The organism is Pseudomonas sp. (assembly GCF_028293835.1).
Classification (GTDB): Bacteria; Pseudomonadota; Gammaproteobacteria; order Pseudomonadales; family Pseudomonadaceae; genus Aquipseudomonas.
In genome coordinates, this window is record NZ_JAQGNX010000178.1 from 1 (window position 1) to 21,690 (window position 21,690).

The window sequence follows — 21,690 nt, forward strand, 5'->3', positions numbered from 1 at the left end:
GTTGCGTGGCGATGTGGGGTTACTTGCTGTACCAAGGCGTGATCGACCCGTTGGGCGGGATCAATACCTTGTGGCCGTTGTTTGGTATCTCCAACCAGATGCTCGCCGGTATCGCGCTGATGCTTGCCACCGTGGTTCTGATCAAAATGAAGCGCCAACGCTACATTTGGGTGCCGTTGTTGCCCGCCGTCTGGTTGCTGATTTGCACCACTACAGCCGGTTACATCAAGCTGTTCGACCCAAGCCCAGCGGTGGGTTTCCTGGCCTTGGCCAATAAATACCGCACGGCGCTGGACGCTGGTCAGGTATTGGCACCGGCGAAAACCATCGATCAGATGCAGCACGTGATTTTCAACGCGTACACCAACGCCACGTTGACCGCACTGTTTTTGTTCGTGGTGTTCAGCATCATGTTCTACGCCATCAAAGTGGGGATAGCGGCGTGGAGCAGTAAAGAACGTACCGACAAAGAAGCGCCGTTCCAGGCGATGCCAGAAGCTCGGTAATCTTTTGTGGGACCCACTTGTTGGCGATGTAAGCAGCAACGCAGTCGTTCAGATGAACTGCGTCGCTTGCCTCGCTAACAAGTTGGCATCTATTGATGGATTGCGATCTGTCAAAAAAGGCCCGGCCTTGGCATAGGCGCGGACGGTGGCGGGGCGCCCCTCAATGGCCTCTAACCAGCGACGCAGGTCCGGGAAGTCATCGAGGTTTTGCTGTTGGTCTTTCCATCGTGCGACCCAGGGATAGGCCGCCATGTCAGCGATGCTGTAGTCATCGCCGCCGATAAAATCACGCCCGACAAGACGCTGATTGAGCACGCCGTACAAACGGTTGGTTTCGCTGACGTAACGCGTGATCGCGTATGGAAGCGTCTCCGGTGCGTACAGTGCGAAATGATGGTTTTGCCCGGCCATTGGCCCCAAACCGCCCATCTGCCAGAACAGCCACTCCGTCACGGTCTTGCGTCCACGCACGTCATTGGGTAGAAATTGCCCAGTCTTCTCCGCCAGGTACAACAAAATCGCCCCAGACTCGAACACGCTGATCGGCTCGCCACCGTCGGCGGGTTCGGTGTCGATGATGGCGGGCATTCTGTTGTTGGGTGAAAAGGCCAAAAACTCCGGCTTGAACTGTTCACCGGCGCTGATATTGACTGGGTGAACGCTATACGCCAGGCCGGCTTCTTCGAGAAATAGCGTGATTTTGTGGCCGTTGGGTGTCGGCCAGTAATAGAGTTCAATCATGGGGGATTTTTTCCTGTCCACTAATATGGCAATCAAGCAATGCAAAGGCCGGGCGCAACATACCTTCCAGCAGGTCTCGCTCTGGACGCGCCCGGGCAAGCACCCGGATGCCCAGTAACAGGCCCAATAACAGACGGGCCAGGTCGTCGGCGGACTGTGCAATGGAAATGCTGCCGTCACGCTGGCCGGCAGTAACGCAACGGCGGAAGAAACCTTCAATCTGGATCAGAACATCGGCAACTATTTTCTGAAAACCGGAATCATGCGGTGCAACTTCAACCGCTGCGTTCACCAGTAAACAGCCCTTGCGCTGGGGGTCACCCAGCGAACGCTCGATGATTTCATCAAAGAAAGCGGCAATCGCCTGACGGGGCGCCATGTCGGCTTCGAGTCGCGAAACCCGCTCTACAGAGCCGTGCTCGACATAGTGATCCAGCGCGCGCTGATAGAGTGATCGCTTATCGCCAAACGCGTTGTACAGGCTGGCGCCGGTAATGCCCATGTGTCGGGTAAGGTCACGAATTGATGTCGCCTCGTAGCCACGCGCCCAGAAACACAAGATTGCTGCGTCCAGAGCCGCTGCCTCATCAAATTCTCTTGGCCGAGCCATTGCATGCTTCCTCGTGGGGGAGAACCAACCGTTGCCCCTTTTTTCATTACCCATTATTCTAAATCAATCGTTCTAAAATACAAAGGGCACGCCATGATCCGTTTCTATTTTCACCCGACACCCAACCCGGCCAAAGTTGCACTGCTGTTAGAAGAAACGGGGCTTACCTACGAGGTAGTGCCCGTTGATACCAGCAAAGGCGAGCAGCACACGGCGGAGTTTCGAGCCATCAATCCCAACGGCAAAGTGCCGGTCATTGTCGATACCGACGGTCCTGGCGGTGTGGAGGCGACGGTCTTCGACTCAAATGCGATTTTGCTGTATTTGGGCGAAAAAACCGGGCAGTTCATGGGCACGCCAGTCGACAGGCCCGAGTTGCTGTCCTGGCTGTTTTTTATCGGCAGCGGTTTGGGACCTTTTTCGGGCCAGGCGGTGCATTTCCAATACGCGGCGCCTGAAGGAAATGCCTACGCGGTAAATCGCTACCGTCGTGAGATCGAACGGCACTATCAGGTGTTGAACGATCGTCTGGCAGGCCGGGACTATATCGTCGGTGACAGCTACTCGATCGTTGATATCTGCGCCTGGGGTTGGCTGGACAAAGCGCCGCGTGTATTGAAAGGCGAAGCCGATCCGTTAGCACCGTTTCCCAACCTTAAGCGCTGGTTCCAGGCCATCGATGCACGTCCCGCAATAAAGCGCGCCCGCGCAGTCGGGCAAGACCATCCATTTAAAAAAGTCATGGATGATCAAGCGCGGCAGGCGTTGTTTCCGTCGAACTATCCGCTAAACGCGGAGTAAGCCAGCGACTGCGCAAGTCCGCCGTCTCTGGCGCGTGGCTCTCGCCGCGGCTTCTCGCCGCGGCTGTTAAGGATTTCGGTTTGAACCCACGGAGCCGCGATTTCCTGTACGTTGACGACCGTGGCCGATTCTTGTTGCTTGAGATGCTCGATCAAGCCGACGTCAGACGGATAGAACCCATGACGTTGGTGATCAGGGTCGACACCAGCATCGCGTCATCGATTACCCTGGCGGCGAATGCAATTGATTAGAACCAAAAAGTTTTTTTCGGAGTTTGCAACGTGGGAAGACCCAGAAAATTCAGCCGCGAAAGTGTTTTGGAGAAAGCCTTGCCAGTGTTTTGGCAACATGGCTACGCCGGAACCAGCGTGCAGGACCTGGAACAAGCAACTGGCGTTAATAAATCCGGGCTGTATGCGGAATTCAAGGGCAAAGAAGATTTGTTCCTGGAAAGCCTGCGTTTTTATTTTCAAACCCGTGGTGGTCTCGACATCATGGTCAGCGAGCCCTTGGGTTGGGGCAATATTGAAGCGTTTATCCGCTTGGGGGAAGGTCACTCGAGCGGACAGAAGGGCTGTTTTTCGGTGAATTCCATGCGTGAGTTCAGTGACCTGTCAGCGGACGTACACGAGCTGGTCACCGGCGTCCGGACTCAGCTTCTGCCTTTGTTGGTCAAAAACATAGAAGCTGAACAGCCGAAGATGGACCCTCGTGCAATTGCCGAACTGGTGATGGTGTTTTTTTCGGGGATTTGCATTGAGCAGAATCTAGCCTGTTGCGCCCTTGCGACTGACGCCAGGATTACCAGCTTGATGCAGGTGCTTTGCGGGCTTTGATCGTTCGCAGACGTTCAAGACGCTTGTCGATGGGCGTGCTTGGGCTACAGTTGCAGCAACCTCTTTGCTGATGACTGCTCAAGGAAGATTCAATGCGCGTGATCTGTATCGCCATACCGCTATTGTCGCTGGCTGGTTGCTCTTCATTCACTGCCGATCCTGACAGGGTGACCCAGGTTGCGCCTGAACGTTTGTTGGCCTTTCAGCAGCCTGTGGCTAACGGCGGACAGATTGTCGTGAACCGCGATATTGGCATGCTAGGCGGCGGCTGCTACGTTGCATTCTCTATTGATCGCAAGGTTGCTGCCCGCATCGGCGTTGGCGAAGAGGCGCATTTTCAAGTGCCAGCAGGCGCGCGCATTGTGGGAATCGGTCTCGACGAACAGGATGGATCATTGTGCAGCAAAGGCCGGCTGCACCGTGAGTTGGCTGTCCAGCTGCAAAGCGGCTCCAGCCAACGTTTCCGGATTGTCAGTGACTCGGCAACGGGTTTCGGAATCCTGCCTGTGGCGCAATAAGTTTGCTAAAAAACCCCGGTCTTTGCGGCACTGGCGTTCTGGTGAAAAATATCCGGGTCGGTATAATCATCGCCCGGAGCTGTTTAACGACAGGCCCCAACGAAAGCAGGTATGCCCTTGAACTAGCCGGCGGTGCCCGGCTCCAAAAGGATTGGATTTGCATCACGATCAGTCGAGCCTATGACATCGTCACCAGCATGGATTATCTGCGAACACTGCGACTCGGTTTATCAGTCCACCGCGTTGGTCAAAGGCCAAACCGCTCGGTGTGTGCGCTGCGCGGCGATTCTCGGGCGTGGCGGTCAACTGAGCATTCAACAATTACTGGCGTTGTCCATCAGCGCCGCCGTGTTGTTTATCTTCGCCAACGCGTTTCCGGTTATCTCCATCAGCCTGCAAGGCTTGAGTAATCAGGCCACCCTGTGGCAATCGGTGCAAGCGCTGGCCCAGGGACAGATCAGCCCGATGGCAGCGGTGGCAGGGCTGACGATTATTCTCGCGCCGTTCCTGCAAATCGTCCTGCTCTGCTGGGTACTCAGTTTCGCTTTGGTTGGGCGCGCGGCCCCGGGCTTTAAAACCTGCATGCGCACCCTTGAACACCTGCGGCCCTGGAGCATGCTTGAGGTCTGTCTGCTGGGTATCCTGGTGGCAATCGTGAAACTGGCCGGCATGCTCGACGTGCATCCTGGCCTCGGTTTATGGGCGCTGGGCATGCTGACCGTTCTGATCATCCTGATCTCGGGCAAAGGCATCCGCCGACTGTGGGATGATCTTGCAGGCGTTATCCCTTGAACCTCCCTCCCTACGCCAGCGAAATGAACCTGGTCTTGTGCCACACCTGCGGTTGCGCCTGCTCGCTAAACGACGCGCAATGCCCTCGTTGTAACGCTACGGTGCATCGGCGCAAGCCCAATAGTTTGACGCGCACCTGGGCGTTTTTACTGGCCAGTCTGATTTGCTATATCCCGGCCAACCTGCTGCCGGTGATGTACACCAACATGTTTGGCGCCGGCAGTGAAAACACCATATTGAGCGGCATCATGGAGTTTTGGAACGATGGCTCCTGGGACCTGGCGCTACTGATATTCATTGCCAGCGTTGCGGTGCCCTGCATGAAGTTCCTGGTGCTGGGAACGTTGCTGATTACCTGCCAGCGCCGCAGCCGCTGGGCCCAACGGGAGCGCGCGAAGCTTTATCGGCTGATCGAAGTGGTTGGCTACTGGTCGATGCTTGATGTGTTGGTGGTGGCGCTGATCGCAGCGCTGGTGCAGTTCCGCTCGTTAAGCACGGTCGACCCGCGCATGGGCATTTTGTTTTTTGGTTTGGTAGTGGTCCTGACTATGTTAGCCGCCATCAGTTTTGATCCCCGGCTTATCTGGGACACAGAGGTTGAAGATGTCTGACCACCCACGTTCCACCGTTGACCCGACTTCGGGTTCACCCTCTCCAGGCGCCCCGTTGATCAAGCACCGTCGTTTCAATGTTTCTCTGGTGTGGATCGTGCCCATCGTGGCAGCGTTGGTCGGGCTGTCCATGGTGGCGCATAACATTATCTCGGCGGGGCCTGAAATCAAGGTCAGCTTTCAGACCGCCGAAGGGCTTGAAGTCAACAAGACCCAAGTCAAATACAAAAACGTAATAATCGGCAAGGTCACGGCGATTGCCTTGAGCGGTGACCGTAACCGCGTCGACGCCACTATTGATCTGGACGCCTCGGCCAAATCGTTCGCTACCGAAGGATCGCGTTTCTGGGTGGTACGCCCACGGATCGGCGCCAACGGGATCTCGGGCGTCGATACCTTGCTTTCCGGTGCCTTCATAGGTTCGGATGCCGGCGAGTCCGAAGAGGCAAAAAAGGAGTTCGTCGGCCTTGAGACACCGCCGCCGGTGACCTATGGCGAGAAGGGCAAGCGCTATACCTTGCACACCGATACCCTTGGCTCCCTGGACATTGGTTCGGATGTTTATTACCGGCGTATTGCGGTGGGCCAAGTGGTTGCCTATCAACTGTCCGAAGACGGCAAAGGCGTCGACGTGCAGATTTTCGTTCATTCGCCCAACGACCAGTTCGTCACCAAGGACACCCGCTTCTGGAACGCCAGCGGCGTGAACGTTAGTCTGGACGCCAACGGGCTGAAGGTTGACACCGAATCGGTGTCTTCGATTCTCGCCGGTGGCATTGCGTTCGTCGAACCCAAGTACAGCCCCAATTCAGTGGTAGCCGACGAGGACGCGGCGTTCTCGCTGTTCCCCGACCAGCAAACTGCCATGGCCCCCGCCGACGGTGATCCGCACTACATTCGCATGCGCTTCGACCAACCGTTACGTGGCCTGTCGGTCAATGCTCCGGTCGAATTTCACGGGGTCAATATTGGTCGCGTGGTGTCAGTTGACCTCGACTACGACGCGCAGAAAAAAGACTTTCCAACCATGATCGGTGCTGTGATCTACCCTAACCGTCTAGGCAAGGCCCACGAGACGCTGCTAAAACAAACGGGTTCGGACAAAACCGATGATCTGCGTACCCAGGCGTTGCTGGCTGAATTCGTCAAGCAAGGACTGCGCGCCCAGGCCCGTAGCGGCAATTTATTAACCGGCCAGTTGTACATTGCGCTGGATTTTGTTCCGAACGCCCGACCGGTTGCCTTTGATTCCACCGCACAGCCGCTGGATATACCGACCATTCCAGGCAGCCTGGACAAACTGCAAGAACAACTGCAGCAAGTCGTCGACAAGATTGCCAAACTTCCAATTGATCAGATCGCCAATAACCTCAACGGTAGCCTGACTGAGCTGCAAAAAACCTTGAAGCAGGTCAATGGCGACGTACTGCCGCAAATGCGCGACACGCTGGTGCAGACCAAAAAAACCCTGGCCTCGGCCAACAGCAGTTTCTCTGAAGATTCTCCGCAACGTCAGGAATTGGGGCAGGCCATGCAGGAGGTGAAACGTACCGCCCGCTCGGTCCGGGTATTGACCGATTTCCTCGGGCGGCATCCTGAAGCGTTAATTCGCGGACGGGTGCAAACCGCCCAGCCCGACGGCAATAAGTCGTCGCCTGCATCTTCTCGTGAGGTTGTACCGGAATGAGTTCCATGACATGTCGCTTTCTCGCGCTGTTTGCCACACTGGGTCTGGCCGCCTGTGTCTCGGCGCCCACCCATTATTACACCCTGGTGCCGACCGCCAACGGCGCTCGGGCCACGGGCGCCGTAGCCCCGTTCCAGTTCGAAATGCAGCCCGTGCTTATTCCGGTCCAGGTCGACCAGCCACAGGTCGTTGTAAGGCTCAACAGCGGGGCATTGTCGATCCTGGAAACTGAACGCTGGAGCGCACCGCTTGCCGATGAGTTCCATGACGCCTTGGCCAACCAGCTTGAGCTACGGTTAGGCACACGAAACCTCGAGGGCTTGCCCAAGGTATCCGACCGCCCCGTTGTTTCGCTGCAAACCGATGTTCGGCGCTTCGATTCAGTGCCAGGCCAGTACGCGCTGATCGATGTAGTGTGGAGTCTTAGTCGTCGGGTTAGTACCGAGCCACGTCGTAGCCTGACGTGCAGTTCAACCCTTCGCCAACCAGCAGGCGCGCAGGTGCAAGACGTGATCATGGCTCATCAACAAGTCATCGCACAGTTGGCCGCGGTAATTGCAGGTACGGCACGTACCTGGGCGCAGGATCCCGGCGTGGGTTGCCCTTGATCGATGCGGTCAGCAACCGCTGGCCGCAAACGCCCCCGGCGTGTAGAGGTTAAAGATGCCCGACTCTCAAAACTTTGCCGCCGCCCCGGTACCGGGTGCTCCCAACGTTAAACATCGACGTTTCAACGTCTCGTTGGTGTGGATCGTGCCCATCGTGGCTGCCTTGGTCGGTTTATCGATGATGGTGCACAACGCGATATCAGCGGGTCCGGAAATAACGCTTACCTTTCAGACCGCCGAAGGCCTGGAGGCGAACAAGACTCAGGTTAAATACAAAAACGTCGTAATTGGCAAAGTCACCGCGATTGCCCTCAGTAAAGACCGCAATCACGTCGATGCAAACATCGCTCTGGACGCCTCGGCAAAAACCTTCGCCACCCAGGGTTCTCGTTTTTGGGTGGTGCGACCGCGAATAGGGGCTAACGGTATTTCGGGCATTGATACCTTGTTGTCGGGCGCATTCATCGGCGCGGACCCCGGTGACTCGGACAAGGTCCAGAAAGATTTCGTGGGACTCGAAACGCCGCCGCCGGTCACCTATGGAGAGAAGGGCACGCGTTTCACTCTGCGAACCGATTCGCTAGGATCGCTGGACATCGGCTCGGCGGTTTACTATCGCCGAATCACCGTGGGCCAAGTGGTGTCTTACCAACTTTCCCCTGACGGTAAGGGCGTCGATGTGCAGATATTTGTGAATGCGCCCAATGACCAGTTTGTCACCCGTGATTCACGTTTCTGGAACGCCAGTGGTGTCGATATAAGCTTGAGTGCCGAAGGACTGAAGGTGAACACTCAATCGGTGTCGTCGATTTTGGCTGGGGGGATAGCTTTCGTCGAACCCAAATACAGCCCGGATAAAGAATTAGCTGAAGAAAATACCCAATTTCCATTGTTCGCCGATCAGGACGCTGCCATGGCGCCGCCGGACGGTCCGCAACGCTATATCCGCATGCGTTTCGATCAACCGTTGCGTGGCCTGGCGGTGAATGCACCGATTGATTTCCATGGTGTCACGCTGGGTCGCGTGGTGTCGGTTGACCTTGACTACGACGCTGATAAAAAAGACTTTCCGACCATAGTCGGTGCGGTGATTTACCCCAGCAGGTTGGGCGAGGCCCACCAAAAACTGTTGCAGCAGCCGGGTAAGGACGATGAGTCCCGTGCGATTGCAGTCATTGGCCAGTTGATCGGCCGAGGACTACGCGCCCAGGCGCGAAATGGCAACCTGCTGACTGGACAGCTCTACATTGCGCTGGATTTCGTCCCCGGTGCGACTCCGGTGACGTTCGACATTAACGCCTGGCCTGCCCAGGTGCCTACTGTGCCAGCCAGCCTGGACAAGCTTCAGGAACAATTGCAGCAGGTGGTGGACAAGATCAGCAAACTGCCCATCGAGCAGATCGCCAACAACCTCAACGGTAGCCTGGGCGAACTGCAGAAAACCTTGAAGCAAGTTAATGGCAATGTGCTGCCCCAAATGCGCGATACGTTGATACAGACGCGCAAGACCTTAGCATCGGCTGACGAGAGTTTTGCCGAAAATTCTCCCCAGCGTCAGGAGTTGGGTCAGGCCATGCAGGAGGTGAAACGTACCGCTCGTTCAGTCCGCGTGCTCACCGATTTCATTGGCCGGCACCCTGAAGCATTGATTCGTGGACGCATGCAAGCCGCCCAACCCGACGCTTACAAGTCTTCGCCGTCGTCTTCTCGGGACGTTGAGCCAGACTGAACAAAACGCTAACCCCGTAGGGGCCAACGTGTTGGCGAGGCGTCAGACCTGGCACGCTGCATCAAGGCCCTTCGCCAACACGTTGGCTGCTACAGATTCTGTTTATGGCGTGAAATTTACGCCAGTCCACAGTGCCGACGAGCGTGTTCGCAAAGGGCGGGCACTGCGTCAGGATCTGACACACCGTGTCGCCTGCTTCCTAAGCAGCTTCGGTCCTGCATCCCTCGCTACGATTTATTTCCTACTACGAATGACCCTTGATCCAAATCAATGGTCGAAAAAATGCGTCCTGCTATAACTGACTGCCATGGTCGCTTAAAAGCCGCCACAGTAATTCTGTCTCAAGAGGGTTTGTGCGACGACCGGGGAGATCGAATGATTCAGCAGGTAGTTGAAACAAATCGGACTCGCGCCGGGCTGCTACTGGTGGTGAACGCGGGGTCGTCAAGCATCAAGTTCTCGGTGTACAGCGCCGATTCTGACGACCAGGGACAGCCCGTGGCCATGGGCAATGGCAGCCTTGAAAAGCATGGGGATCATTATCGACTCAGCTTTCGCGAGGCCAGCAATGATACTGACGTTGAACAGCGGTGGCCTCAGTTTGAGGAGTCCATCAGCGATGAGACGCTGGGAAAACTGATCCAGTGGATTGAGCAGCATACCGGTGAGCGCCTGTTTGCCGCCGGCCATCGAATTGTCCACGGTGGCACCCGCACACACGTCGCAGCCCTGATTGACTCGTCGGTGATGGATGAAATGGAAGCATTGATACCCATTGCTCCGCTGCATCAGCCGGCCTGCCTGGCACCGGTCCGTTTTCTTGCACGGGAACACCCGCACTTACCCCAGGTGGCGTGTTTTGACACCGCTTTTCATCATTCCCTCGGCCGCCTGGAAACGTTGTACGGACTGCCTCGTGGGTTAAGTGAGGAGGGCATCCGTCGCTATGGCTTTCACGGCCTGTCTTACGAATACATCGCCAGCGTCCTGCCCGCTTATGACCGGCGGGCGGCGGCAGGTCGGACTATCGTCGCCCACCTCGGCAACGGCGCGAGCCTGTGTGCGCTGCGCGCCGGCCGCAGCTGCGCGACCAGCATGGGTTTCACTGCGCTGGACGGCATCTTGATGGGCACTCGGCCCGGACACCTTGACCCCGGAATACTGCTGTATTTACTTCGTGAACGTGGCATGACTGCCGAAGCGCTAGAGCACCTGCTGTATCACGAATGCGGACTGCTCGGCGTTTCCGGCGGCATATCCAGCGACATGCGCGAGTTGTCGGCCAGCCAGGAACCGGCGGCGAAAGAAGCAATCGATCTGTATGTGCACACCATCGTGCGCGAAATCGGCGCTTTCGCTGCGGTGTTGGGTGGTCTGGATGCGCTGGTGTTTACCGGCGGCATCGGCGAACACTCAGCCAGCGTGCGCGCCCGAATTATCGAAGGTTGCGCCTGGCTCGGGATGAAAGTCGACGAGCAGGCGAATCAGGTGGATGGCCCGTTTCTGTCTCAGTCCAGCAGCCGTGTTGCCGCCTGGATGATCCCCACCGACGAAGACCACGTGATCGCCCGTCATACCTTACAGCTGCTGAATACCTAGTCAGTCTCGAGCCACTGCTCGAGGGTTTTACATCGCTTATCCATTGGAGTCGCCATGTATATCTTCAACCCGCAGCTGTCCAGCGCCGACAACCCAGCCACCGCGCCCCTGACTGAACTGCCCGTCATCAACAGCGGCCCGCTGTCGCCCCCGCTATTGGCGCAGATGCAGCGCTATTGGGACGCCGCCAATTACCTGTGCGTCGGCCAGATCTACCTCAAGGGCAATGCGTTATTGCGTGAGCCGTTGACCGTCGACCATATCAAGCCTCGGTTGTTGGGGCATTGGGGCACATCAGCCGGTCAAAACTTTATCTATGTGCACCTGAACCGGCTGATCAGCGAGCAACATGTGGAAATGATCTACATTTCCGGTCCCGGCCACGGCGGACCAACGTTGAATGCGTGCGCCTGGCTAGAAGGCACGTACAGCGACGTTCACCCTGAGATCACCGCCGATGAACCGGGGATGCTGCGCTTTTTTCGCAGCTTTTCGACGCCGGGCGGTGTGCCCAGCCATTGCGGGCCGCACACCCCGAATTCACTGCACGAAGGCGGTGAGCTGGGCTATTCGCTGGTCCACGCCTTTGGAGCCGCATTCGATAATCCGCATCTGGTGGTGGCATGTGTCATCGGCGACGGCGAAGCGGAAACCTGCCCGCTGGAAGGCAGCTGGAAGAGTATCCGTTTCCTTAATCCAGTGTACGACGGCGCTGTGCTACCGATTCTGCACCTCAACGGCTATAAGATTTCCGGCCCTACGGTGGAAGCGCGCACTGACGACGCCGACTTGATTGCCTTGTACCAGGGGCGCGGTTATGAGCCCATTATTGTCGCCGGGGACGACCTGCCCGGTATGCACCAACGCTTCGCAGCAGCGCTCGATAGCTGCTATGCGGGAATTCGCGCCATTCAGCAGCGTGCGCGGGGAGAGACCTTGGCCGAGCGATCCCGCTGGCCGATGATCATTTTGCGCAGTCCCAAGGGCTGGACCGGACCAAAGGTCGTCGACGGTATGCCAGTCGAAGGCACGTTTCGTGCGCATCAGGTGCCGTTGGCCAATGTCATCCAAAACCCTGAACACCTGGCACAGCTTGAAAGCTGGATGCGCAGCTATTCACCGCAAACACTGTTTGATGAAAATGGCGCATTGGTGCCGGAACTGCGGGCATTGACGCCGCCGTCAGCCTTGCGCTTGGGTGCCGTTCCCCACGTCAACGGTGGCCGCAAGCTGGTGGCGTTGGACCTGCCCGATTTTGCCGATTATGGGCTGGAGGTGCCGGGGCCTGGAGAAGTCATTGCCGAAGCCCCACGCAAGTTGGGGGAATACCTGCGGGACATCATTCGCAGCAACCCCGACAATTTTCGAGTGTTCGGTCCGGATGAAACCAATTCCAACCGTCTGAATGCCGTCTTCGAGGCCACCAACCGCACGGCGGCCGGGCCGATCCTGGAGATCGATGACCATTTGGCCGTCGATGGCCGGGTCATGGAAGTGCTCAGTGAACATTTGTGCGAAGGCTGGCTGGAGGGCTATCTGCTCACCGGCCGCCACGGCATGTGGTCAACCTATGAAGCGTTTGCCCAAGTAGTCGATTCCATGGTCACCCAGCACGCCAAATGGCTACAGCAAACCCGTGAGTTCGCCTGGCGGCGGCCGCTGGCTTCGCTCAACATTCTGCTCACCAGCCACGCCTGGCGTAATGACCACAACGGGTTTAGCCACCAATCCACCGGTTTCGTCGACAACGTGCTGCAACGCCGGTCGGACGTGGTTCGGGTGTATTACCCGCCCGACTCGAACTGCCTGGTTAACGTTTTCGATCATTGCCTGCGCAGCCGCAATTACGTAAACGTGGTCACCTGTGGCAAGCAACCGGACTTTCAGTGGCTGGATTTCGACGCTGCGCTCAAGCACTGCTCCCAAGGCGCATCGATCTGGAATTTCGCCAGTAACGATGGCGGCGACGACCCTGATGTGGTGCTGGCGTGCGCTGGGGATGTGCCGACCACTGAAGCCGTGGCGGCGGCCTGGCTCCTGCAAAAGCACGTGCCGGGAATTCGCGTGCGCTTGGTCAATGTGGTGGACCTGGGCATACTCAGCAGCCCGCAAACCCGCCCACACGGCATAGATCAGGTGTCGTTCGAAGCGCTGTTCACCCGTGAGGCGCCGGTGATGTTCGCCTTTCATGGCTCGACTTGGGTCATTCACTCCATGGTGCATGGTCGTGCCAACGAAGCGCGGTTTCATGTCCGCGGCTTCTCCGATCGCGGCACCACGACCACGCCGTTCGACATGGTAGTGCTCAATGACATGAGCCGTTATCAGCTCGCCATCGATGCCTTGAGCCATGTGCCGCGCTTGCGCTCCCACAGCCTGGACGCCATGAGCTATTTCGAAAGCCAGCTACGTCGGCACCACACGTATATTCGCGAGCATTTCGAGGACATGCCGGAAATTCGCAACTGGCATTGGACGGCTGATTTCAGTCAACCGGACAGTCCACCGCCATTGGCCAAGGGGCACACACGCGGTCAGACCTTCACCGACGCCTGACTTACGCTGAGCGGTGATCAGGCTGGGGCTTGGTCACTGCGTCTGTTTGCCACTCCACCCAGGGTCAATCCATGCCTGCTCGCCGATCTTCGCTAGAGACAAACATCGACACCTTGCGTCAATTGGCGTTTGATCAAACTGTCCGCTGGTCCGGTTTGAACGACGATATTTGGCGCAGCCTGGACGCTGAGTTGTGGGAACTGACCCATAACCCGTGCCTGGTATTGAATGCAGTTTCCGAGCAAAAAATCGGCCTGATGCTCGCCGACAGCCACTTTCATACGCGGGTTACCGAGGTGGCCGAGGCCCATCGTGAAATCCTGGCGCAGCCCACCTGGTTCGAGCGTGAACACGCTGATACGGCCTTGCATCAAGTCGCCTATTTTTCCATGGAGTATATGCTCAGCGAGGCGCTGCCCATCTATTCAGGCGGGCTGGGTAATGTGGCGGGCGACCAACTGAAAGCCGCCAGTGATCTGGGGGTGCCAGTGGTGGCCGTCGGGATGCTCTGGCAACACGGTTATTTCCGTCAGGAAATCGGTGCCGAGGGTGATCAGCAAGCGCTGTATCCGGTCAACGACACGCGGCAGTTGCCCATAGAGCCGCTGTTGCGGCCCGACGGCAGTCTGTTGCGCCTGGCGATTCAAATGCCCGGCTTGACCGTGTGGTTGCGCGGCTGGCAAGCCACCGTCGGTCACAATCGATTGCTATTGCTCGACAGCAACGACCCGGCCAATCCGCCGCCGGTGCGCTTGCTGACTGGAGAGTTGTACGGCGGCGATGTGGAAATGCGCTTGCGCCAAGAAATGGTCTTGGGTATTGGTGGTTGGCGCCTACTGGAAGCGGCGGGCTACGTGCCGGAGGTGCTCCACTTGAATGACGGGCATGCCGCCTTTGCGGTACTTGAACGCGCTCGCAGTTACATGCAGGTCAATAAGGTCAGTTTTGATGTGGCTCTGACGGCGACCCGTGCCGGTAACCTGTTTACCACGCACACGCCGGTGGAAGCCGGATTCGATCGTTTTCCCGCGACACTGATTAGCAAATACCTCGGACGTTACGTCGAACATGAGCTTGTCCAACCGTTGTCGGCCATATTGGCCTTGGGCCGACAACGGGGCGATGATGCGGGCGAACTGTTCAATATGGCCTTCCTTGCAACCCATTGTGCCGGTGCGGTGAGTGCCGTGAGTCGCTTGCACGGCGAAACCAGTCGGCACATTTTTCAGCCACTGTTTCCGCGCTGGCCAAACGCGGCGGTGCCCATTGGGCATGTCACCAACGGTGTGCACTTGCCGACCTGGGTGTCGCTGGAGGCCGAAGCCCATTGGCAAGCCTTGCATGGCGACGACCTACCGTGGCGCGGCACCAGCGAGTCGCGGGTCAGCGACTTGGTGGAACAGGTCGATGACGGGCAACTGTGGCAGTTACGCGAACAGGCGAGGGCGCTGCTATTCGAATTCGTGCGTACCCATCTCGCGCGCAGTGAAGCGGTTCACGGCGCGTCGCTGGAGGTCATCGAGTCGGCGGGCCAGGCATTTGATCCGCATATTCTGACCCTCGGCTTTGCCCGTCGATTTGCTACTTACAAACGGCCCAACCTGCTGCTGCTAGACCCCGAGCGTTTACTGCGAATACTCAATCACCCAACCCGGCCGGTGCAGTTGCTCATCGCTGGCAAGGCGCACCCGGCTGATCGCATTGGGCAGCAGATGATTCGCGATTGGCAGCAGTTCATTCTTCGTCCGCAAACCAATGGGCGCGTGGCGTTTCTCGAAGACTATGACATGCGTGTCGCTCGGCACCTGGTGCAGGGAGTTGATGTGTGGGTCAACACCCCGCGTCGTCCGTGGGAAGCCAGCGGCACCAGCGGCATGAAGGTCTTGGCCAATGGTGGGTTGAACCTGTCCCAGCTCGATGGCTGGTGGGCCGAAGCGTGCACTAACGAGGTGGGTTGGGGCATTGGTGACGGTGCTGAGCACGGTGAAGACTATGATGGCGTCGATGCCGCTCAGCTCTACGCCCTGCTGGAAAGCCAAGTGGTGCCGGCCTTTTATGAGCGCGACGCCAACGGCATTCCGGGGCAATGGATACGCCGTATGCGGGCGAGCATGGCCGCCCTGGTGACCCAATTCTCAGCGGACCGCGCGGTGCGTGAATATACCGAACGGTACTATCTGCCCGCCGCGTGTGCTTACCGCCTTCGGGCGGGCAACGGCAGTCAGTTGGCACTGCAACTGACACAGGATCATGAACAATTACGTGCGCACTGGAGTGGCATTCGCTTTCTGCAGCTGGAAATGCAACCCCACGCGGGGCGTTATGCCGTGACGCTGCATATGGACCTCCCTGGATTGTCCCCGTCCTGGGTGCGTGTGCAACTGTACACGGAAGGGTTGAATGGCGAGGAAGCAGGCATTTTCGACTTGAAACTCGACCAGGCGGCGCAGGCCGACGGACTATTGCTGTATCGAGCCGAAGTGCCCGATGACCGTCCCGCTCAGGCGTACACGGCTCGGGTAATCGCCAGTGACGGCGCTGGATTGGCGGTGCCGCTGGAGGTTGGACTGATTGCCTGGCGAGACTGAGTTGAGGGCTGAATCAGCGGCTTAACTGCCGCTGACGGATAACGCTGCCAAGGCGCCGATCAAGGCCGGGGGCATCACCACAATTCCGACCTTGAGGAAGTCCATAGGGCCGACGTGTTCTCCCTCGCGCCGTACCGCGATCAACCATAACAACGTCGCCAGCGAGCCGGTAATGGACAGGTTAGGCCCAAGGTCGACACCTATCAGCAGCGCGCTAGTGACGTGGGTCGGCAATTGGGCAATATGCCCCACGGAGCCTGCTATTAATCCCATGGGCAGGTTGTTGATCAGGTTACTGGCGACTGCCACTAACATTCCGGCACCCCATGTCGCTTGCTCGGAAGAGCGCTCGGCAACGGTCGCCAGATGCTGCGCCAGGGAGTCGATTGCCCCAGTTTGCGTCAGCCCTTGGACCAGCACGAATAAACCACCTACCAGCGGCAACACGGACCACGAGACGCCTTTTAGCACTGGCATCGGGTTCATGCGCTGTCGCAGGTGAATCAGGCTGGCGGTTGTGATGCCGGCACAAAACGTTGGCAGTCCCAGTGGCAAGTCAAACGCCGATGCCAGCAGTAACACGACGGCGGTGAGCAGAATGCCGAATGCTGTCAGGCGTGCGCCGCTGGACAGGGGTTGCAGCGTAATGACTGTTTCCAATGGTTGACCAAGGTATTTACGCTGGCTCAAGCGCAGCGCGACATACGTCAGGCTAATCGCCGCTATCGACGGCAGCGTAAAGTGCCACAACCAAGTCGATAACGGCGGCATATGGCTGCCGAAAACAACCAGGTTGGCAGGGTTGGAAATCGGCAAAACGAAGCTCGCCGCGTTGGCGATAAAGGCGCACACAAACAGGTAAGGCAGCGGCTTGGCCTTGGCGGCCTTGGCAGCGGCATACACCGCTGGCGTGAGAACGACGGCGGTGGCGTCGTTGGAGAGAAACACCGTGACCAGCGTGCCGACCAGGAACACCAGGTCAAACAACCGCTGCCCGGAGCCCTTGGCATGCTGCGCGGCGTACATGGCCAGCCAGTCGAACAAACCTTCCTGACGCGCCAATTCGGCGAGCACCATCATGCCAATCAGGAACAGGTAAACGTCGATACCTTGGGCAATCGCCCCCAGCGCAGAATGCCAGGGTATAAAGTCCAGGCCCGTCAATAACACCGCGGCAGTCAAGGCCCAGACATACTCAGGCACCCGCCACGGTCGAAAAATAATCCCGGCAGTAGCCACTGCGGCGACGATCCAGATGACGGAGTTTGGATCGAGTCCAGGCATGCCTATCCTTAAATTGCGCGCAAAACATCGAACCGGGAAACCAACAGCGTTGCCAGGTTCCGTTTGCCTGACGTTGTATCACGTTGCGTCGTGAAAAATGATCCCTAGGGTATGGCGTTGACCAGAGCGCAGGCGACTGACGCCATGGCGCATGTTAACTCGGTAGTAGCCCCGCGTGCCTTGTACCGGTCGATTCGACACTGGAAATAGCACAGCATCGCCTTGAGTGAGCGGCACAACATGGGGGCGCGATTGCATGCGGGGTCGCTGTTCGGTCAAGACCAACTCGCCGCCGGTGAAATCGGTATTGGGCGCGGATAACAATACCGCTACCTGTAGGGGGAAAACCTGTTCGCCGTACAGATCCTGATGCAGGCAGTTGTAATCATCGGTGGCGTACTGCAAAAGCAGCGGAGTAGGGCGCCGTTGGTCGGCGGCATGGCAGCGATCAATAAAGGCTTCATGGGTCGGCGGGTAATGCACGGGAATTTGCATTCGCTCGTTCCAGTCATTGGCAATTGACGCCAGGTACGGGTAGAAACCGCTGCGCATGTTCTGGACCAAACTGGGCAGTGGGTAACTGAAGTATTTGTACTCGCCTTTGCCAAAGCCATGCCTTGCCATTATTACCCGGGAGCGAAAAAGTGCCTCCTGCGCATAGAGTGACGCCAAATGCTCGCACGTTTCGGCAAGTAACAGTTTGGAAACAATGGCATACCCGTTAAGCTCAAGCTCGAGACGTATCGACGTCCAGTTCAATGACGATATCCGCTGAATCGATGAAGTAGACGCTACATTCAGCGCAGTTTCGGCACTTGTTTTAAACGAGAGAAGGTCAATGCTCATGGTGATATTCACTGAATAATGGGCTGTGCCGATCATATGAAAGCAACGGCTGGATAACACTCCGGCAGTTGCGGTCGAATTAATCGCCAATTTGCACAGATATTGCATAGCGCAAGAACATGCGGTTATAAGGACGGCTTTTAAAACGAGCTGGCCTGATTACTCCGCTCTCAATGGATAGACACTTCGCACTCCAACGGTGCATCAGCGCGCTGGCCCTGACCTGAAACTCTTTATGCAGTGAGACAAGAGCACGATGCCCACCATTCCCCTGCTGATATGCGACGACTCCAATATGGCGCGTAAGCAGCTATTGAGGGCATTACCCACCGATTGGGATGTGTCGGTAACGTTGGCGACCAACGGCAAGGAAGGCATTGCTGCCATCCGCCAAGGGGTGGCAACTGTGGTTCTGCTCGACCTGACAATGCCCGAGATGGACGGTTATCAGGTGCTGGCGGCTATCCGTGACGAGCAATTGCAGGCCAAGGTCATTGTCATTTCCGGCGATGTTCAAACTGAGGCGGTACGCCGGGTCATGGAGTTGGGGGCGTTGGCCTTCCTGAAAAAGCCGGTTGAACCGCTACAGTTGAAAAACCTGCTGACGGATCTGGGAATACTTGGCGAGTCGAAAAGAGTAGGCGCCGTGCTCCAGCCAAGCGCTGTGCCCGCGACCAGCTTTCAGGATGCATTTCGGGAAGTGATTAACGTCGCCATGGGCCGCGCGGCTGCGTTGTTGGCGCGGGTGCTCGGGGTGTTCGTGCATTTGCCGCTGCCGAACGTGAATATGCTCGAGGTCGGCGAATTGCACATGGCGTTGGCCGATGCGCAGAGCGGCGAGCAATTGACGGCGGTTTGCCAGGGGTATATCGGCGGCGGCATCGCCGGTGAGGCGCTGTTGATTTTCCATGGCTCTGAAATCGCCGACATGGCGAATCTGATGCAGCGGGACTCCGTTGATTATTCCGACATGGAAATGCTCCTGGACTTGTCAACCATCCTGATTGGCGCCTGCTTGACGGGTATTGCCGAGCAAATTGACGTGGTGTTTTCCCAAGGCCATCCACAAGTACTGGGTACCCAGGGTGGCATTGAAGAGCTGATCCGGGTTAACCAGCGGCGCTGGAAGAGAACGCTGGCGGTAGAGCTCAGCTATAGCCTGGAAGGTCACAATGTTCATTTTGATCTATTGCTGTTGTTCACCGAAGACTCGGTAGATCGGCTCACCAAAAAACTTGCTTACGTGATGAGCTGACCATGAACGACCGCATCGATATGAAAGAGCTGCATTGGCTATTGACCATTGCCCAAAGCATCGACGTAGGTATCGTCGTATTTGACCGAGACTATAAGGTCCAGGTCTGGAACACCTTCATGGAAAATCGTTCTGGCGTTGTGCCCAGCGAGGCCCATGACAAATCCTTTTTTGACTTGTTTCCGGAGGTCAATCAGGCCTGGTTCAGCAAGAAAATCGAGAGCGTGCTGACCCTTGGCACGCCGGCCTTCACCATTTGGGAACAACGTCCGTACCTGGTGCATTTCAAGAACTACCAGCCGATTACCGGCCAGGAAGATTTCATGTACCAGAACACCACGCTGTTCCCGTTACGCTCGATCACGGGTGATATCAGCCATATTTGCCTGGTGATCTACGACGTGACGGGCGTCGCCACCCATGCCCACCAACTGCAGGCTGCCAACCGCCAGCTACAAGTGCTGTCGAGTACCGATCGACTTACCGGGCTGTACAACCGGGGTCATTGGGAAGAGTCGGTCAAACTTGAATACGCTCGCCATTGCCGCTACGACACGCCTACCACTTTGGTGATGTTCGACATTGATCACTTCAAACGCGTCAACGACACCCATGGACACCAAGCGGGCGACAAGGTGATCCGGTGCGTGTCCGATACCATACGTGAACATATCCGCGACCTCGATATTGCCGGACGTTATGGCGGAGAAGAATTTGCGGTGTTATTGCCGGCCACTTCGTTGGCCGGTGGGGTCACCTTCGCAGAACGTCTGCGCAAAGCCGTGGAAGCCCAGGAAGTGATACATGACGGCAAGTCTATCCGCTGTACCATCAGCCTCGGCGTGGCTGATTTGAGTCAGCCGGTTCCAGACTACAAACACTTGATCGAACGGGCCGACCAGGCGCTGTATGTGTCGAAGGAAAACGGCCGCAACCGGGTTTCGGCCTGGGAGCGCGAACCCCAGCGCGTTCTGTAAGCGCTAGCTTGTTGGCGAGGCGATGTGTTGCGCTTCTTCGTCAGTCAGTTGCGGTGTCTACGCATTAATACGGGATGACCCAATGGCGGCGAGGGCGAATGCCAGTTCGGTACGTTTGAGTGTGCGCTCATAATGCGCTCGTAATTCAGCGTCCCAACTAATGACCTCCGACAGTACTGCCGCCGCTTGATCGGCCTTCAAAGCAAAGTGCGCGCTATGACTCAGCAGGTTGGCGCGGCTCACTGCGCGGCCCTGGCGGCCGACAGCCATCGCCAGATTAGGCGGGGATGAGCCCGGGAATTCCCTTGCTGATCGGACCAAATGTCTCTGCGCAGCGGGTAACGAATTGGGTCGGGTACCCAGTTGCCGCTGGCAACGTAATCGGGATCGTAAGTGAACTCGCCTTGCCCATTGACCACGACCAAGCGGCCCGACGTAATGATTTGGCCGGTTTCGGGGTGCTCCATGTAGATATAGCCCTGGACATCAGAAGTCGTCACTCCGTGGTTTGGTCAGGCGAACCCGAGGGGAACCGTGGGGATCGTTGGCTTGAAGTTGTGACGATGACTCGACGTCGGTAAGGTTCTGAAAGATCGCTTGGGTAAGTCCCAGATGCCAGCTGTTCATTGACGGCATGTCTGGATCGCGCTTCAAGGTCCTTCCTGGCGATGTGAGCAGCACTGCGTGTAACAGGCACCTCGCGTCCACTGTCTCGCCAACGTCTACAGGCGATCTAGAATTTTGGCGCACAAAACAGCGGGAACGACGTAAGTTAGAAGTTCTACAAGTGATTGCCTACTGTTTTTTGCTATACGGCGAGCATCGGTAGGCCTCGGATTACTTGCTTGCAGGACGCATCCTACGTCTTGTGTTGGCTCCCCCCGATAGCCGTTAAAGGCACAGTCCCGCAGAGTTGCCGCATCTTTTTGATGTGGAGATTCCGCCCATGCCTCAGGCCACTACCCCGACGTTTACGCTGAGTATCAAGGGCATTGAAAACCCTGGCTTGCAGGTGCTCACGTTTAGGGGGTACGAGGCGGTCAGCACGCCGTACGCCATCACCGTCGAGTTGGTTAGCCGTGGTCGGAACATTGACTTGGGGGACTTGCTGCACAAAGAAGCCTTTCTCCGTTTTGGCCCTGGCGG

The 21,690-nt window shown here is 57.3% G+C and carries 23 protein-coding genes; 16 read left to right on the forward strand and 7 right to left on the reverse strand.

The genetic code is table 11. The annotated features are described in order from the left end of the window. On the forward strand, nt 1-506 hold a 506-nt coding region (locus JWR17_RS24310), incomplete at its 5' end, for a carbon starvation CstA 5TM domain-containing protein (protein ID WP_299835602.1). Nucleotides 507-554: 48 nt separating this feature from the next. Here the strand turns inward: JWR17_RS24310 and JWR17_RS24315 are convergent. Further along, on the reverse strand, nt 555-1,247 hold the full coding sequence (locus JWR17_RS24315; RefSeq protein WP_299835604.1) for a glutathione binding-like protein: 693 nt from the start codon (nt 1,245-1,247) through the stop codon (nt 555-557). After that, nucleotides 1,240-1,857, reverse strand: coding sequence for a TetR/AcrR family transcriptional regulator (locus JWR17_RS24320; protein WP_299835606.1), 618 nt, complete (start codon nt 1,855-1,857; stop codon nt 1,240-1,242). The genes JWR17_RS24315 and JWR17_RS24320 overlap by 8 nt, the downstream gene beginning before the upstream one ends. A gap of 93 nt (nt 1,858-1,950) precedes the next feature. Here JWR17_RS24320 and JWR17_RS24325 point away from each other — a divergent pair, with 93 nt between their 5' ends. From JWR17_RS24325 to glgP, 12 genes are all read left to right on the forward strand, one after another. Continuing rightward, nucleotides 1,951-2,658, forward strand: coding sequence for a glutathione binding-like protein (locus tag JWR17_RS24325; protein ID WP_299835608.1), 708 nt, complete (start codon nt 1,951-1,953; stop codon nt 2,656-2,658). Nucleotides 2,659-2,738: 80 nt separating this feature from the next. After that, complete coding sequence (locus JWR17_RS24330; protein ID WP_299835610.1) at nt 2,739-2,909, forward strand: hypothetical protein; 171 nt, start codon at nt 2,739-2,741, stop codon at nt 2,907-2,909. Nucleotides 2,910-2,939: 30 nt separating this feature from the next. After that, nucleotides 2,940-3,494 (forward strand): TetR/AcrR family transcriptional regulator, encoded by a 555-nt coding sequence (locus tag JWR17_RS24335; protein WP_299835612.1) that lies wholly within the window; start codon nt 2,940-2,942, stop codon nt 3,492-3,494. A gap of 92 nt (nt 3,495-3,586) precedes the next feature. Then, nucleotides 3,587-4,012 carry a 3-isopropylmalate dehydratase gene (locus JWR17_RS24340; protein WP_299835613.1) on the forward strand — a complete coding sequence of 142 codons (426 nt, stop codon included), beginning with the start codon at nt 3,587-3,589 and terminating at the stop codon, nt 4,010-4,012. Nucleotides 4,013-4,192: 180 nt separating this feature from the next. After that, nucleotides 4,193-4,804 (forward strand): paraquat-inducible protein A, encoded by a 612-nt coding sequence (locus JWR17_RS24345; RefSeq protein ID WP_299835615.1) that lies wholly within the window; start codon nt 4,193-4,195, stop codon nt 4,802-4,804. After that, nucleotides 4,801-5,415 carry a paraquat-inducible protein A gene (locus JWR17_RS24350; RefSeq protein ID WP_299835617.1) on the forward strand — a complete coding sequence of 205 codons (615 nt, stop codon included), beginning with the start codon at nt 4,801-4,803 and terminating at the stop codon, nt 5,413-5,415. The genes JWR17_RS24345 and JWR17_RS24350 overlap by 4 nt, the downstream gene beginning before the upstream one ends. After that, entirely contained in the window at nt 5,408-7,102 is a 1,695-nt protein-coding gene (locus JWR17_RS24355) for an MlaD family protein (RefSeq protein WP_299835619.1), read from the forward strand. Before JWR17_RS24350 ends, JWR17_RS24355 begins: the two co-directional genes overlap by 8 nt. Before the next feature lie 5 nt (nt 7,103-7,107). Further along, entirely contained in the window at nt 7,108-7,710 is a 603-nt protein-coding gene (locus JWR17_RS24360; protein WP_299835621.1) for a membrane integrity-associated transporter subunit PqiC, read from the forward strand. 55 nt (nt 7,711-7,765) lie between these two features. After that, the gene (locus JWR17_RS24365; protein WP_299835623.1) at nt 7,766-9,439 is read left to right on the forward strand and encodes an MlaD family protein; all 1,674 of its coding nucleotides are present in this window, start codon (nt 7,766-7,768) and stop codon (nt 9,437-9,439) included. A 375-nt stretch (nt 9,440-9,814) separates the two neighbouring features. Next, entirely contained in the window at nt 9,815-11,038 is a 1,224-nt protein-coding gene (locus JWR17_RS24370; RefSeq protein ID WP_299835625.1) for an acetate/propionate family kinase, read from the forward strand. Between the two features lie 54 nt (nt 11,039-11,092). Continuing rightward, complete coding sequence (locus JWR17_RS24375) at nt 11,093-13,594, forward strand: phosphoketolase (RefSeq protein WP_299835627.1); 2,502 nt, start codon at nt 11,093-11,095, stop codon at nt 13,592-13,594. 71 nt (nt 13,595-13,665) lie between these two features. Next, nucleotides 13,666-16,182, forward strand: coding sequence for an alpha-glucan family phosphorylase (glgP, locus tag JWR17_RS24380; protein ID WP_299835629.1), 2,517 nt, complete (start codon nt 13,666-13,668; stop codon nt 16,180-16,182). A 21-nt stretch (nt 16,183-16,203) separates the two neighbouring features. Here glgP and JWR17_RS24385 read toward each other — a convergent pair whose 3' ends face one another. After that, complete coding sequence (locus JWR17_RS24385; protein ID WP_299835631.1) at nt 16,204-17,466, reverse strand: arsenic transporter; 1,263 nt, start codon at nt 17,464-17,466, stop codon at nt 16,204-16,206. A gap of 78 nt (nt 17,467-17,544) precedes the next feature. Next, complete coding sequence (locus JWR17_RS24390) at nt 17,545-18,312, reverse strand: 2OG-Fe(II) oxygenase (protein ID WP_299835633.1); 768 nt, start codon at nt 18,310-18,312, stop codon at nt 17,545-17,547. A gap of 256 nt (nt 18,313-18,568) precedes the next feature. Between JWR17_RS24390 and JWR17_RS24395 the strand changes: the two genes are divergently transcribed. Together JWR17_RS24395 and JWR17_RS24400 are read left to right on the forward strand one after the other, a co-directional pair. Further along, nucleotides 18,569-19,567, forward strand: a complete 999-nt coding sequence (locus JWR17_RS24395; protein WP_299835635.1) for a response regulator — start codon at nt 18,569-18,571, stop codon at nt 19,565-19,567. 2 nt (nt 19,568-19,569) lie between these two features. Continuing rightward, on the forward strand, nt 19,570-20,544 hold the full coding sequence (locus JWR17_RS24400) for a sensor domain-containing diguanylate cyclase (RefSeq protein ID WP_299835636.1): 975 nt from the start codon (nt 19,570-19,572) through the stop codon (nt 20,542-20,544). A gap of 57 nt (nt 20,545-20,601) precedes the next feature. On the opposite strand, the gene JWR17_RS24405 is transcribed toward JWR17_RS24400, so the two are convergent. The 3 genes from JWR17_RS24405 to JWR17_RS24415 are packed head-to-tail and all read right to left on the reverse strand — an operon-like array spanning nt 20,602 to nt 21,198. Further along, nucleotides 20,602-20,787: a hypothetical protein gene (locus JWR17_RS24405; protein ID WP_299835638.1), complete on the reverse strand. Its 186-nt coding sequence runs from the start codon at nt 20,785-20,787 to the stop codon at nt 20,602-20,604. Further along, entirely contained in the window at nt 20,784-21,011 is a 228-nt protein-coding gene (locus JWR17_RS24410; RefSeq protein ID WP_299835640.1) for a hypothetical protein, read from the reverse strand. The genes JWR17_RS24405 and JWR17_RS24410 overlap by 4 nt, the downstream gene beginning before the upstream one ends. Before the next feature lie 19 nt (nt 21,012-21,030). After that, the gene (locus JWR17_RS24415; RefSeq protein ID WP_299835642.1) at nt 21,031-21,198 is read right to left on the reverse strand and encodes a hypothetical protein; all 168 of its coding nucleotides are present in this window, start codon (nt 21,196-21,198) and stop codon (nt 21,031-21,033) included. 292 nt (nt 21,199-21,490) lie between these two features. On the opposite strand from JWR17_RS24415, the gene JWR17_RS24420 reads away from it, so the two are divergent. Continuing rightward, nucleotides 21,491-21,690 (forward strand): hypothetical protein (locus JWR17_RS24420; protein ID WP_299835644.1); only part of this gene is annotated, 200 nt, incomplete at its 3' end.